This window comes from uncultured Algibacter sp. (assembly GCF_947487605.1).
Lineage (GTDB): Bacteria > Bacteroidota > Bacteroidia > Flavobacteriales > Flavobacteriaceae > Algibacter_D.
Genome location: NZ_CANKXK010000011.1, coordinates 84,336 through 98,327, shown reverse-complemented (window position 1 = coordinate 98,327; position 13,992 = coordinate 84,336). Strand labels below are relative to the sequence as shown.

General features: G+C 32.0%; 11 protein-coding genes. 7 read left to right on the top strand and 4 right to left on the bottom strand.

Annotated elements, in window-relative coordinates; genetic code table 11:
* Nucleotides 1-9: 9 nt before the first annotated feature.
* Together Q0739_RS12675 and Q0739_RS12670 are read left to right on the top strand one after the other, a co-directional pair.
* Nucleotides 10-318: a TusE/DsrC/DsvC family sulfur relay protein gene (locus Q0739_RS12675; RefSeq protein ID WP_298239111.1), complete on the top strand. Its 309-nt coding sequence runs from the start codon at nt 10-12 to the stop codon at nt 316-318.
* A gap of 38 nt (nt 319-356) precedes the next feature.
* Entirely contained in the window at nt 357-830 is a 474-nt protein-coding gene (locus Q0739_RS12670; RefSeq protein ID WP_298239110.1) for a DsrE/DsrF/DrsH-like family protein, read from the top strand.
* Between the two features lie 26 nt (nt 831-856).
* Here the strand turns inward: Q0739_RS12670 and Q0739_RS12665 are convergent, their stop codons facing one another.
* The 3 genes from Q0739_RS12665 to Q0739_RS12655 all read right to left on the bottom strand — a co-directional run bounded on the left by Q0739_RS12665 (nt 857) and on the right by Q0739_RS12655 (nt 3,687).
* On the bottom strand, nt 857-1,009 hold the full coding sequence (locus tag Q0739_RS12665) for an SsrA-binding protein (RefSeq protein ID WP_298239109.1): 153 nt from the start codon (nt 1,007-1,009) through the stop codon (nt 857-859).
* A 474-nt stretch (nt 1,010-1,483) separates the two neighbouring features.
* On the bottom strand, nt 1,484-3,325 hold the full coding sequence (locus tag Q0739_RS12660) for a M56 family metallopeptidase (RefSeq protein ID WP_298239108.1): 1,842 nt from the start codon (nt 3,323-3,325) through the stop codon (nt 1,484-1,486).
* Between the two features lie 2 nt (nt 3,326-3,327).
* Nucleotides 3,328-3,687 carry a BlaI/MecI/CopY family transcriptional regulator gene (locus Q0739_RS12655; RefSeq protein WP_298239107.1) on the bottom strand — a complete coding sequence of 120 codons (360 nt, stop codon included), beginning with the start codon at nt 3,685-3,687 and terminating at the stop codon, nt 3,328-3,330.
* 293 nt (nt 3,688-3,980) lie between these two features.
* Between Q0739_RS12655 and Q0739_RS12650 the strand changes: the two genes are divergently transcribed.
* The gene (locus tag Q0739_RS12650) at nt 3,981-4,928 is read left to right on the top strand and encodes a calcium/sodium antiporter (RefSeq protein WP_298239106.1); all 948 of its coding nucleotides are present in this window, start codon (nt 3,981-3,983) and stop codon (nt 4,926-4,928) included.
* Nucleotides 4,929-5,008: 80 nt separating this feature from the next.
* Here Q0739_RS12650 and Q0739_RS12645 read toward each other — a convergent pair whose 3' ends face one another.
* On the bottom strand, nt 5,009-6,031 hold the full coding sequence (locus Q0739_RS12645; protein ID WP_298239105.1) for a glutamine synthetase beta-grasp domain-containing protein: 1,023 nt from the start codon (nt 6,029-6,031) through the stop codon (nt 5,009-5,011).
* Between the two features lie 260 nt (nt 6,032-6,291).
* On the opposite strand from Q0739_RS12645, the gene Q0739_RS12640 reads away from it, so the two are divergent.
* The 4 genes from Q0739_RS12640 (at nt 6,292) to Q0739_RS12625 (ending at nt 13,602) form a co-directional block, all read left to right on the top strand.
* A complete protein-coding gene (locus Q0739_RS12640) occupies nt 6,292-8,478 on the top strand; it encodes a glutamine synthetase III (RefSeq protein WP_298239104.1) in 2,187 nt (728 codons plus the stop codon).
* An 80-nt stretch (nt 8,479-8,558) separates the two neighbouring features.
* Nucleotides 8,559-9,737 carry an AIR synthase related protein gene (locus Q0739_RS12635; RefSeq protein WP_298239170.1) on the top strand — a complete coding sequence of 393 codons (1,179 nt, stop codon included), beginning with the start codon at nt 8,559-8,561 and terminating at the stop codon, nt 9,735-9,737.
* Nucleotides 9,738-9,874: 137 nt separating this feature from the next.
* Nucleotides 9,875-10,834: a DUF3078 domain-containing protein gene (locus tag Q0739_RS12630; RefSeq protein WP_298239103.1), complete on the top strand. Its 960-nt coding sequence runs from the start codon at nt 9,875-9,877 to the stop codon at nt 10,832-10,834.
* A gap of 212 nt (nt 10,835-11,046) precedes the next feature.
* Nucleotides 11,047-13,602, top strand: coding sequence for an adenosylcobalamin-dependent ribonucleoside-diphosphate reductase (locus tag Q0739_RS12625; protein WP_298239102.1), 2,556 nt, complete (start codon nt 11,047-11,049; stop codon nt 13,600-13,602).
* Nucleotides 13,603-13,992 lie beyond the last annotated feature (390 nt).

Here is a 13,992-nt window from a genome sequence, read left to right as displayed (position 1 = left end):
CTAAATATTATGGATTTAAATATTGCAGGAATTAGATTAGACGTCACGGAAGACGGATATTTAACAGACGTATCTCAATGGAATAAAGACATTGGACTTGAGATAGCTAAGAATGAAGGTATTGAAATGACAGATAGGCATTGGGAAGTGGTTTCTTGGCTTCAAGAGCAAGTAAAAAATGACGTAGCCTTATCTATTAGAGGTATTAAAAAAAGTGGTGTATTAGACATCAAAGAATTCTATGCACTCTTTCCTAAAGGGCCATTAAAAATTTCAACTAAAATTGCTGGTGTACCAAAACCAAAAAGTTGTATTTAATTTAATAAATACGAAAGACTAATTTAAAACATATAATTATGGGCACAAAAGTTAAAAAAATGCTTTTCATCTTATCAAAAGCAACTATAGAAAATGCATATGCTGCATTTGTAATGGCCAACGGTGCAAGAATGGAAGGGATAGAATCCGAAATATTTTTTACTTTTTTTGGACTGGAAGCTATTCAAAAGAAAAAGCTAGAACATTTACATGTAGCCACAGTAGGTAATCCAGGGATGCACATACCAACCATGTTAGGCGGTTTACCAGGAATGGAAGCTTTAGCTACAAAAATGATGAAAAAAGAAATGGAAAAATTAGACATGCCACCTGTAGGTGAGTTTTTAGAAATTCTTTCAGACTCAGGTTGTAAGCTCTGGGCATGTAAATTGGCGGTAGATATGTTTCATTTAAAAGATGAAGATTTAATTGATGAATTAGATGGCATACTAACCATAGGAGATTTTTATAGTAGAGCAGATCAAGAAGGCTGTCAGCTACTATTTATTTAAAACGTAATAACAGTTTATATTTAAATCTAATCCAATGCATTTTTTGTAATAAACCAACGCCAGCCAATAATTGCCATTTGCAGTTTATTAGCTTTTGCTAAATCTAATTGTTGTTTAGAATAACTTGGTAGGATGATTTTGTTAACCTTTGCTAAAATTTTGAAAACCTGCTTTTGCATGTAACAAAAATAGTAAAACTTATTCTAGACTAAGTTTTACATTTTTTGGTTTAGAATATAATCGAGAAGATTAAATCGATTATAAGAGTGGCAAGTGTCATCATAATTTTAGGTTTTAAGGTTAATAAATAGTTATTGTTTCTTGATTGAGTTTCCAATATATATTTTTGGCAATCTATCTTCCAAGTGTTTTAGCTTAAATCCATGAATTTGAATATAGATATGTAAGTAAAATTATAGAATTGATTTTAATATTAGTGTGACTTACTTTTAACAAGTATTAAATCGAAATCAAATTGTTTAAATAATGTTACTATTTGTAATAATTATAGGCTATTTTTAATAAGAATTTTTTAAACCAAGGGCGTTTTTATATTAAAAATGCTGTTTTTTTAACTTTTCATCTTTTTGAAAAGTAAAAACAAAAAAAAGACACTCATACTTGAGTGTCTTTAAAATGATATTTTGTTAAGGTTATTTTTTCTTTTTTGTTATAATTTCAACAACCCCATTTTTTCCTTTATTACCATACTTTTTTTCAGCCGATTCTCCTTTTAATACATTAATACTTTCAATGTTATCTGGTTTTATATCGTCGATTCCTGTTTTTTCGTATTCTTCTCCATCAACAATGAATAATGGTTGCTCTTTATCGTCTGAAGTGATAATTATTTTACTATCACTTTTACTATTTCCTAAGGTTTTTACTTTAAAAGTATTACTCCCTTTATTTGATGTTGTAATCGTTTTTCCATTTTTAATTATAATAGCATCTTCTTCATGGTTCTCATCATTGTCGTCATCACTTTCAATAATTACTTCAACTTCACCATCACTATCGTCACTAGATATTATCTCTACCTTTTTATTTTTACTTAACACATGGTATTTGCCTTTTTTTGTCGCGTAAGTATAGTGAATTGAATCTCCAGTTATTTTATGGATTTTGCGGTCATCATCTTCATCAGAATAAATAAAAACGTTATGGTCTTTTCCAGATGTATGAAGGCGATGAATAGCAGACGTGTTTCCTATAGATAGGTTTTTACCGCCTTTTTTAAAAGAGATTTTTATTGGTTCGATGGTCTCATCTGAGTTAAGATTAAAGCTAGCGTTAGAGTTTTTAGATTTTGCTTCTATCTTAATTGATGTAATTTCTCCTTTGCTATTTCTTTTAACACCCTTAAATTTTATGTCTACACCTGCGGCTTTAATTTTTGAAATTAATTTATCTAAATCTGCATCACTACTATTTTTAGTTATTATAAAATCTTGAACATTCTTAGCTTTATCAAGGTTATTATTTACAATAGATGGTTTAGACTCTTTTTTAGTTTCTTTGGTATTACCGTATTCCTTGTTTATTATTGGCTCTTCTGCAATTAAGTTAGTTTGTTGTTCAGTTTCTGGCTTATCTTCATTAAAATTAAACGAATTAAGCTCATTAATGAGAGGATTTTCTTTTTCTATAAAAATAGTTTTGGTATTAAAACTCATTAAAAAGAGAGTCAATAAAGGTACAACCAAGATGTACTTAATTTGATTAATTTTTTTAGATTTTGATTTCTGTAACATAACGATTCGTTTTTTGATTAATGAATTATAAAAATTATTACTTAAAGCCAATTGATGAGTTGGCATACTTGTTTTAAGTAATGTGTATTGATAGCTTTTTTTACAATTAGAATTTTGTTGCGCATTTTTGTCTGCAATAAATTCTAAATTTTGTTTTAAATCTTTGTTATACAGCCAAATAAAAGGATTAAACCAAAGTATAATACAAGACAATTGAGTAAGTAAAACATCAACCGAATGGAATTGACACGCATGTACCTTTTCGTGAGCTATTATAAGACTTAGCTCAGTCTGCGAATAGTCTTTCGGGTTGTAAACAATCCAGTTAAAAAATGAAAATGGCGAAATGTTACTATTGGTTTTAATAAAGATATAATGACCTTCTTTTTCTTTCTTATTTTTAATAATAATCAAAAATAAGGCAGCAATTTGAATTATAAACCGAATACTAAACGCCACTAAACCAAGTAAATAAATGCTGGTTATGGTGTCTACTAGATTAAATGTTGCCCTTTGCTCCACAACATTACTTGTTGTTCCAGCATATAAATAGTCTGGTACAATTGCAGGTGAACTTTCAATATAAACAGGAATAACTAAAAAAGGGATAGCGAAAGCAGTTATTAGTCCAAACAATAAAAACCATCTATTAGATTCGAAAAAAGTATATCGATCTAAAAACACTTTATAAATAATATAAAAAATAGCTATAACAGCACTTACTTTAATTAAATATTCCATAGCTATTTGTTTTTTTCAATAAGGTTAATAATCTCTTTAAGTTCGTCAACACTTATCTTTTCTTCTTTAGCAAAAAACGACACCATATTTTTATATGAATTATTAAAATAGTTGTTTATCGCTGTATTCATAAACTTCTTTCTATAATTTTCTTTACTTACAACAGGGTAGTACTGGTGGGTCTTTCCATATGCATTGTAGGCAACATATCCTTTATCTTCTAAATTCCTAATAATGGTTGATAAGGTGTTGTAGTGAGGCTTATCGTCTTTAATTTCTGCTAATACGTCCTTTACAAAAGCTTTTTTAAGCTTCCATAATATATGCATAATTTCTTCCTCTTTATTTGTAAGCTTCTCCATAAAAACGTATTTTTTTTAGCTCCCCGAATAAGGAAATCTTTTTAGTTTTAGTTAAAAATATTTGGGCGTTACCACAAGGGTCGGGCTTTACGCTACAAGTCCTCGCTTCCAGATAAAAATCTGTTCGCTGTGGGCTTTTCACTTCAATCCCTAACGCATTACAAACCTATAACTATTTTTATAGTTATACAACTAAATAGATAGTTATTTAACTAAATTTTAAGTTTTAAAAAAAAAAATCACTTTTCACATTTGACTTTTTACTTTCATTTATCTTCGCAAAAAAATATTTTATGAATTTGCTATTGGTAATTCTTGGATTTATACTGTTAGTAGTAGGAGGTGAGTTTTTAGTGCGCTCTTCGGTGGCATTATCTTTTAAGTTTAATATTTCAAAAATGGTTATAGGCATGACGGTTGTGTCATTTGCAACCTCTGCACCAGAATTACTTGTTAGTTTACAAGCAGCATTATCTGGTTCTCCAGCAATTGCCATTAATAATGTTATCGGGTCTAATATTGCGAATATTGGTCTAGTACTTGGTATTACTGCTATGGTTGGAGTAATTGCTGTAGATAAATCATTTTACAAAGTGAATTGGCCAGTCATGATGATTTTTTCTATAATACTGTATTATTTTTTAATTAATGACTACCTATTGACAGCAATAGAGGGAGGTATTTTATTTTTAGCACTCATTCTTTTTTTAATTTTTTTAATAAGAAACTCAAGAAAAGATATGGTTGTTGAGGAGGTCGATGAAGCTTTATCGGTAGTTTCAAACTTCAAAATAATATTATGGCTAGTAATTGGTGCTTTAGCACTTTATTTTGGCAGTGAATGGTTAGTAACAGGATCTAAAGAAATTGCGCGTTCAATAGGTGTTAGCGAAGCTGTAATAGGAGTTTCTTTAATTGCAGTAGGAACGAGTGTGCCAGAACTTGCAGCTTCAGTTATTGCTGCAGCAAAACAAGAAAAAGCTATTTCATTAGGAAACTTAATTGGTTCTAATATATTTAATATAGGTTCTGTTTTGGGTTTAACAGCTATAATAAAACCCATACCAGTTACAGAATTACAAATACTTTCTAATGACATTTTTTGGATGCTTGGATTTGCAGCGATTCTAATACCAATTATTTTTATTCCCAAAAAATTACAAATTAGTAGAGCAAAAGGGTTTTTCTTAGTTTTTGCATATGGCGTATTTATGTTTATGGTTTTTACTTCAGGTAAGTAAATAGAAACTGTTAGAAACTAAAAAGCGCTTACATTTTAAATGTAAGCGCTTTTTTATGAACAAAACTTATATAGGCTAAGTTATATTTTAGCTGATTTAACCGTTTTTATAATTCTTCCTGCAATTTTGTATGGATCTCCATTAGAAGCTGGTCTTCTATCTTCTAACCAACCTTTCCATCCTTTCTCTACAGCAATAATTGGAATACGGATTGATGCACCTCTATCTGAAACTCCCCAAGAGAAATCTGTAATAGCTGCAGTTTCGTGTAATCCAGTTAAACGTTGGTCGTTAAACTCACCATAAACAGCAATATGCTCATCTACAACATCGCGAAAAGCTTCACAGATTTTTCCGTAAATTTCTTCAGAACCACAAGTTCTTAGTGTTGTGTTAGAGAAATTGGCGTGCATACCAGAACCATTCCAATCCATGTCTTTTCCAAGAGGTTTTGGATGGTACTCAATGTAGTAACCATACTTTTCTGTTAAACGATCTAGTAAATATCTAGCAATCCATATTTCGTCTCCAGCTTTTTTAGCGCCTTTTGCGAATAATTGGAATTCCCATTGTCCAGAAGCAACCTCTTGGTTAATTCCTTCAAAGTTTAAACCTGCATCAATACATAAATCTGCATGCTCTTCAACTAAATCTCTACCGTGTGTGTTTTTACCACCTACAGAACAGTAGTACATACCTTGTGGTGCAGGATAACCTCCAACAGGGAAACCTAAAGGTAATCCTGTTTTTGTATCCATTATAAAATACTCTTGCTCGAAACCAAACCAGAAATCATTATCATCATCATCAATAGTAGCTCTACCGTTAGATGTATGCGGTGTTCCATCTGCATTTAAAACTTCAGTCATAACTAAATATCCGTTGATTCTGTCTGGATCTGGATAAATAGCTACAGGTTTTAATAAACAGTCAGAAGACCCACCTTCAGCTTGTCTTGTTGAAGATCCATCAAAAGACCACATTCCTAATTCTTCTAAAGTACCTTGAAAGTTTTCATGCTCTTCTACCTTAGTTTTGCTTCTTAAGTTTTGAGTTGGATAATACCCATCTAACCAAAGGTATTCTAATTTAATTTTTGCCATAATGAATATATTATAATTGAAATATTAAAAGTAATCACACAAATATATACCATTAAAAAGATACTATAAATTTTAGGGGGTGTTTTAATAAAAACCTAACTTATTTTTATTTAAACCCCATTTTTTTAAGGTATATTTTAGAAAAAGTATATTATTTTATATAATTACTGAAAAATTGTTAACAAGATATTTCTGTTTTACTTTATATTTATAGTAGATAGTTATTTTTGTAAACTAAATTAAATCAATTTATTAAGACAATGCCTACATTAAGATTTCATGCGATAAAAGAATCTTTAGCATCTAAGCCAATTTTTTTTGAAGAAAAGGAAAGACGTTCCGATTTATTCGGTAAAAATGTCTTTAACGAACAGAAAATGCGTCAATATTTAACAAAGGATGCTTTTGATGGGGTTATAAATGCGATTCAACACGGGAAAAAAATAGATAGAAAAATAGCAGATCAAGTAGCTTCATCAATGCGAGATTGGGCACTATCGAAAGGTGTAACACATTACACGCATTGGTTTCAACCTTTAACTGGTTCAACTGCAGAAAAGCATGATGCCTTCTTTGAAACAATTGGAGATGGTTTGGCTATTGAAAAATTTGATGGCGGACAACTAGTACAACAAGAACCAGATGCCTCAAGTTTTCCTAGTGGCGGAATTCGAAACACCTTCGAAGCTAGAGGGTATACTGCGTGGGATCCTTCATCGCCAGCTTTTATCTACGAAACTACCTTATGTATTCCTACCATATTTGTTGCATATACGGGAGAGGCATTAGATTATAAAACACCGCTGTTAAGAGCTTTACATGCGGTAGATAATACAGCCACAGCTATTTGTAAATATTTTGATAAAAATGTAAAGAAGGTAACATCATCATTAGGGTGGGAACAGGAATATTTTTTAATTGATAAAATGATGGCTGCAAGCCGTCCAGATATCACCTTAACAGGTAGAACTCTATTAGGGCATTCATCTGCTAAGGGTCAGCAATTAGACGATCATTATTTTGGTTCTATCCCTAGTAGAGCTTTAAATTTTATGCGCGAATTAGAAAACGAATGTATTGTTTTAGGTATTCCAGTTAAGACAAGGCATAATGAGGTGGCTCCAAATCAATTTGAATTGGCACCAATATATGAAGAAGCAAATTTAGCCGTAGATCATAATTCCTTATTAATGGATGTTATGGGACGTGTAGCATCACGTCATAATTTTAAAGTGCTCTTACACGAAAAGCCATTTGCAGGAGTTAATGGTTCTGGGAAACATAATAATTGGTCGCTTACAACAGATACTGGAGTGAATTTATTAGGTCCAGGAAAAACCCCAATGAGTAATTTGCAATTCCTCACTTTTTTTATAAATACAATTAAGGGAGTTCGTGAGTATGAAGCATTATTACGAGCAACTATAGCTTCGGCAAGTAATGATCATCGATTAGGAGCTAATGAAGCCCCACCAGCAATAATGTCTATTTTTATTGGTAACCAATTAACCAAAGTTTTAGAAGAATTAGAGGGTGTAACAAAAGGTAAATTATCACCCGAAGAAAAAACAGAATTAAAACTTAATGTAGTAGGTAAAATTCCAGATGTTTTATTAGATAATACAGATAGAAACAGAACATCTCCCTTTGCATTTACAGGAAATAAATTTGAATTTAGAGCTGTTGGTTCAACAGCTAATTGCGGCAGCCCAATGACTGTTTTAAATACTATTGTAGCAAAACAATTGAAAGATTTTAAAGTTGAAGTTGACACATTAATCGATGAAAAAGGTCTTAAAAAGGATGAGGCTATTTTTAATGTACTTCGAGAATACATAAAGTCTTGTAAAGATATTTTGTTTGAGGGTAATGGTTATGGTGAAGATTGGGAAAAAGAGGCTAAGAAAAGAGGATTAAGTAATAACAAAACGACTCCAGAAGCTTTAAAAGCTAGAGTCTCTAAACAGTCAATATCGCTCTTTCAAGAAATGGGAGTTATGAGTAAAGTAGAAACTGAAGCACGTTATGAAATTGAAATGGAATCCTATATTAAGCATATTCAAATTGAAAGCCGCGTATTGGGTGATATTGCACGCAATCATATTGTGCCAACTGCAGTAAGGTATCAGAACATTTTAATTGAAAATGTAAGAGGACTAAAAGAGATTTTCGAAGAAAAATATAATGCCGTATCTAAAGAACAAATTAATTTAATAGAAGAAATTTCAAATCACATTGAAGCTATTAATGCGAAAGTAACAAAGATGATTGACGAGCGTAAAAAATCTAATTCTATGAGTGATTTAGAAAAGAAAGCCCTTAATTATTCTTTTAAAGTAAAGCCTATGTTTGATGAAATTCGCTATCATTGCGACAAGCTAGAACTTTTAGTTGATGACGAAATTTGGCCATTAACGAAGTATAGAGAGATGCTTTTTACACGATAGTGTTTAAAGTTTCTTAATTCCTGCATTAAAATAAGGGTTTTTTGATTCAAAAAAGTAAATTTGCAGCTCAATACAACCATATGAGTCAAGAAGTTTCTAAACGTTATGCGCAACGTGGTGTTTCGGCCTCGAAAGAAGATGTCCACAACGCAATAAAAAATATTGATAAAGGATTATTCCCAAAAGCATTTTGCAAAATTGTTCCTGATTATTTAACAAATGATGACAATTATTGTTTAATCATGCATGCAGATGGTGCTGGAACAAAATCATCTTTGGCATATATGTACTGGAAAGAAACGGGAGATATTTCTGTTTGGAAAGGAATTGCACAAGATGCCTTAATAATGAATATAGACGATTTATTATGTGTTGGCGCTACAGATAATATTATGTTGTCTTCTACAATAGGTAGGAATAAAAACCTAATTCCAGGCGAAGTACTTTCAGCAATCATTAACGGAACAGAAGAGTTACTAGAAGATTTAAAATCCTTTGGTGTAACAATTCATTCTACAGGAGGCGAAACTGCCGATGTTGGTGATTTAGTGCGAACTATTATTGTAGATTCTACTGTAACAGCAAGGCTGAAGCGTAGTGATGTAATAGACAATGCAAATATAAAAGCAGGAGATGTTATAGTTGGGCTAGAGAGTTTTGGTCAAGCAACTTATGAGAAGGAATATAACGGCGGTATGGGCAGTAACGGATTAACCTCTGCACGACATGATGTGTTTAGTAAATATCTTGCCGAAAATTACCCAGAAAGTTTCGATCCTTCGGTTCCTGAAGAATTGGTGTATTCAGGAGGCGTTAAATTAACTGATGCTGTTAAAAATGCACCTATCGACGCTGGTAAATTGGTTTTGTCGCCAACACGAACCTATGCACCAATTATAAAAGCAATTTTATCTCAATACAACAGCGATAGTATCCATGGTATGGTACATTGTTCAGGTGGAGCTCAAACTAAAATTCTTCATTTTGTAGATAAATTTCATATTATAAAAGATAATATGTTTCCTATACCTCCGTTGTTCAAACTAATTCAGGAGCAATCAAAAACGGACTGGAAAGAAATGTATCAAGTTTTTAATTGTGGTCATAGAATGGAACTTTATGTTTCTAAAGAAGTAGCAGCCGACATAATATCAATTTCCAAATCTTTCAATGTGGATGCTAAAATTATTGGTAGGGTGGAAGCTTCAGAAACTAAAAAGCTAACAATAAAATCGGAGTACGGAGAGTTTAGTTATTAATTTAAAAAAAATTATCAAAGTTCAGTCTTGAGGTATAGTTTAAAATTGATATTCTTTTTGATGGAGAGAATATAAAAGCAAATGTCTTAAATGGAACAGTTTTTGATAAGTAAAATTAAAAATAACCTAACACAACCATGAAACATATTCAAGTAATCCTTATTTGTTTATTCTTTAATTTAGGTTTTGGACAACCAGATTCACTCTTCATACAAGAGAAAACACAAAAATACACAGGCCCTCAATGGACGCAACAAAACAGAGCTTCTTTAGATTTGAGTGAGGTAGCTTTTGTAAACTGGAATTCTGGTGGTACAAATTCAATTTCTGGATTATTAGGAATAAAATCTAACCTCAATTATAAAGACAAGTATTTTAATTGGAAGAATAATGTAGAGGTTCGCTATGGCGTAAACAAGCAAGAAGCCAGAGAACTCAGAAAAACAGATGATTTAATCGAGATAAATTCTAATATGGGCTACAAACCAGATAGTTTATCTAATTGGTTTTATTCTGCAAGGTTAAACTTTAGAACCCAGCTAACAAATGGATATAATTATCCAAATAAAGAGAATCCTATTTCTAGATTATTGGCTCCTGGGTACGTTTTTTTTGGAGGAGGAATGGAGTACGGAAAACAAATAGATGAATTGTCTTTTTATTTTTCACCTTTAACATTAAAGGCAACGTTTGTTCTAGACGAAGACCTTGCTAATGCTGGAGCATTTGGTGTTACACCAGCTACTTTTGATGCTCTTGGAAATATCATTAAAAAAGGTGAACGCGTTCGTCGTGAAGTTGGTATTTTGATGACAAACAGCTACGAAATGGAAATTGTTGAAAATATTGGTTTAAAGCATCAAGTGAGTTTGTATTCCGATTATATAAATAATTTTGGCAATATTGATCTGGATTGGCGCATCGATTTCGATTTTAAAGTCAATAGCTTTGTAAGAGCTACTTTAGGTTCCCATCTGCGTTATGATGATGATGTAAAAATCCAAGTTCCAACAGAAATTGAAGGCGAGTTTGATGAAGCTGGAGCCAAAGTGCAGTGGAAGCAGTTTCTGGGTGTTGGGGTTGCAATGGATTTTTAAATTCTTTATCTTGAATAATGTGCCGTAATTTTTCTTTCTGAAATTTGTTAACTTTTTATTGTTGATAAAAATATAAAATACTTATAATCAATAGTTTAATTGGTTTTGCTGGAGGGGTTTATGATTTTTGTCATGTTTTAAGTTGTTGTGTTTTAGTTTCTTTATGTTTTTCAAAATTTAAACTATCACTAACTTAAAACTATTAGATAATAATGAATCTCGAACTTGCCCAATCATTCACCAAAACTTTCACTCATGAAGAAGCATTTGAAGCTTCATTAAAATACTTCAAAAACGACGATTTAGCTGCTCGGGTCTGGCTCAATAAATATACTTTAAAAGATTCTGACGGTAATCTTTACGAACTTACTCCAGACGATATGCACCGCCGAATTTCAAAAGAAATAGCGAGAGTTGAAACTAAATATGCTAATAAACTAACCGAGGAAGAGGTATACAATTTAATTAAAGAGTTCAAGTATATTGTTCCGCAAGGTAGTCCTATGGCTGGTATTGGCAATCCATTCCAAATTGCATCACTCTCTAATTGTTTTGTAATTGGTAATTCTGAAAACTCTGATTCTTACGGAGGAATTATGAAAATCGATCAAGAGCAAGTACAACTCATGAAGCGTCGTGGAGGTGTAGGGCATGATTTGTCACATATACGTCCAAAAGGGTCTGCGGTTAAAAATTCTGCACTAACATCAACTGGAATTGTACCGTTTATGGAGCGCTATTCCAATTCTACCCGAGAAGTAGCACAAGATGGACGTAGAGGAGCATTGATGCTTTCGGTTTCAATTAATCATCCAGATTCTGAAGACTTTATAAATGCAAAACTTGAGCAAGGAAAAGTTACTGGAGCTAATGTGTCGGTTAGAATAGATGATGATTTTATGAAAGCTGTTAAAAACGAAAACAGTTACATTCAAAAATACCCCATATATAGTGCTAACCCTAAAGTTTCAAAACCTATCGATGCGAATGCACTTTGGAAAAAAATAGTGCATAATGCTTGGAAATCTGCCGAACCTGGAATTCTGTTTTGGGATACTATTATTAATGAATCTGTGCCAGATTGTTATGCAGATTTAGGTTATAAAACAGTATCTACAAACCCTTGTGGAGAGATTCCATTATGTCCTTATGATTCATGTCGTTTGCTAGCCATTAATCTGTTTTCTTATGTAGAAAACCCGTTTGCAGATAACGCATCTTTCAATTTTGAATTATTCAAAAAGCATGTGTCTTACGCGCAAAGAATAATGGATGATATTATTGATTTAGAATTAGAGAAGATAGATGTGATTCTTGAAAAAATAGATTCCGATCCTGAGTTAGATGAAGTAAAAGCGATTGAACGTAATTTGTGGATTAACATTAAAAGAAAGGCAGAACAAGGCAGAAGAACTGGTATAGGAATTACTGCAGAAGGCGATATGTTAGCTGCTTTAGGAATTCAGTATGGAAGTGAAGCAGGTAATGCTTTTTCCTTAGAAGTTCATAAAACCATTGCAATTGAAGCATATAGAGCGTCTGTACAATTAGCAAAAGAACGCGGAGCGTTTAACATCTTTGATGCGGATAGAGAGAAAGAAAATCCGTTTATAAATAGATTAAAAGAAGCTGATAGTAAGTTGTATTATGAAATGTTAGAATATGGCAGACGTAATATTGCGCTTTTAACCATTGCTCCAACAGGAACTACTAGCTTAATGACGCAAACCACGTCGGGAATAGAACCTGTATTCTTGCCAGTTTATAAGCGAAGAAGAAAGGTAAACCCAGGAGATAAAGATGTACGTATTGATTTTGTTGATGACGTTGGAGATTCTTGGGAAGAATATGTGGTATTCCACCATAGGTTTAAACAATGGATGGAAGTGAATGGTATAGACGCCTCTAAAAACTTCACACAGGAAGAGTTAGATGTACTTATAAAAAAATCACCTTATTACGGATCTACATCAAATGATGTTGATTGGATGAGTAAGGTAAGTATGCAAGGAGCTATTCAAAAGTGGGTCGATCATTCTATAAGTGTTACTATTAATTTACCTAATGATGCCAGCGAAGATTTAGTAGGTGAATTATATTTAAAAGCTTGGGAAGTAGGATGTAAAGGTGTTACCGTTTATAGAGATGGTTCGCGCTCTGGGGTTTTAATTTCTAATGATGATGAAAAAAAGGATAACTCTAACCGTATCTTAACCGTGTTTCCTAAAAAAAGGCCTCAAGTTTTAGAAGCCGATGTTGTGCGTTTTCAAAACAGTAAAGAAAAATGGATTGCATTTGTAGGGCTAGTCGATGATAAGCCTTATGAAATATTTACAGGACTTGCTGATGATGAAGATGGTATTTTAATACCACGTTGGGTTAATGATGGTTTGATTATTAAAAATAGAAATGAAGAAGGAGGTTCTCGGTATGATTTTCAATATAAAAATACCAGAGGTTATAAAACAACTATCGAAGGATTATCTCATAAATTTAATCCTGAATTTTGGAATTATGCCAAACTAATATCTGGTACTTTAAGGCATGGTATGCCAATAGATAAAATAGTAGATTTAATTAATAGTCTGCAACTAGATAGTGCTTCAATCAATACTTGGAAGAATGGTGTGGTAAGAGCTTTAAAACGTTATGTTGCCGATGGTACTAAAGCTAAAGGACAGACGTGTAGCAATTGTAAATCAGAAAATTTAATTTATCAAGAAGGTTGTTTAACTTGTAAAGATTGCGGGTCTTCTAAGTGTGGATAATCTTGATAGATTAGGCTCTACTTGGTTTAATATAAGTTGTAAAGGTTAAATAAATTCATTCAGAACTAGTAGAAAAGGGACGCTTAAAAAAATATCTATAAGGTAAATAATAGAAAATAGTTTAAACGCAGTAAACCCTTTGTTTTTTAGAATTTTCAGGATTTTCTTTTCTTTGGTATCTTCAATAATGTGCCATAAAAAAAGAGTTAGTAATATTTTTGTAAAAGCAATGCTTAAAATATTAATACCTATTACCAATAAAAAAATATTTACTCCAAAAGACCAAATAAGGAAAGGTTTATAAAACAGAAAGATTGATGATAACTGTTGCATAGTAACTTTATTAACGTCAAATACATCATATTATTTTTAATTTTCATTTATTCTGGT

Coding starts and splice junctions, on each gene's coding strand:
- Q0739_RS12655 (WP_298239107.1), bottom strand. CDS start 3,687: ATGGAGAAGCTTACAAATAAAGAGGAAGAAATTATGCATATATTATGG.
- Q0739_RS12665 (WP_298239109.1), bottom strand. CDS start 1,009: ATGCAAAAGCAGGTTTTCAAAATTTTAGCAAAGGTTAACAAAATCATC.
- Q0739_RS12630 (WP_298239103.1), top strand. CDS start 9,875: ATGAAACATATTCAAGTAATCCTTATTTGTTTATTCTTTAATTTAGGT.
- Q0739_RS12645 (WP_298239105.1), bottom strand. CDS start 6,031: ATGGCAAAAATTAAATTAGAATACCTTTGGTTAGATGGGTATTATCCA.
- Q0739_RS12640 (WP_298239104.1), top strand. CDS start 6,292: ATGCCTACATTAAGATTTCATGCGATAAAAGAATCTTTAGCATCTAAG.
- Q0739_RS12625 (WP_298239102.1), top strand. CDS start 11,047: ATGAATCTCGAACTTGCCCAATCATTCACCAAAACTTTCACTCATGAA.
- Q0739_RS12675 (WP_298239111.1), top strand. CDS start 10: ATGGATTTAAATATTGCAGGAATTAGATTAGACGTCACGGAAGACGGA.
- Q0739_RS12670 (WP_298239110.1), top strand. CDS start 357: ATGGGCACAAAAGTTAAAAAAATGCTTTTCATCTTATCAAAAGCAACT.
- Q0739_RS12650 (WP_298239106.1), top strand. CDS start 3,981: ATGAATTTGCTATTGGTAATTCTTGGATTTATACTGTTAGTAGTAGGA.
- Q0739_RS12635 (WP_298239170.1), top strand. CDS start 8,559: ATGAGTCAAGAAGTTTCTAAACGTTATGCGCAACGTGGTGTTTCGGCC.
- Q0739_RS12660 (WP_298239108.1), bottom strand. CDS start 3,325: ATGGAATATTTAATTAAAGTAAGTGCTGTTATAGCTATTTTTTATATT.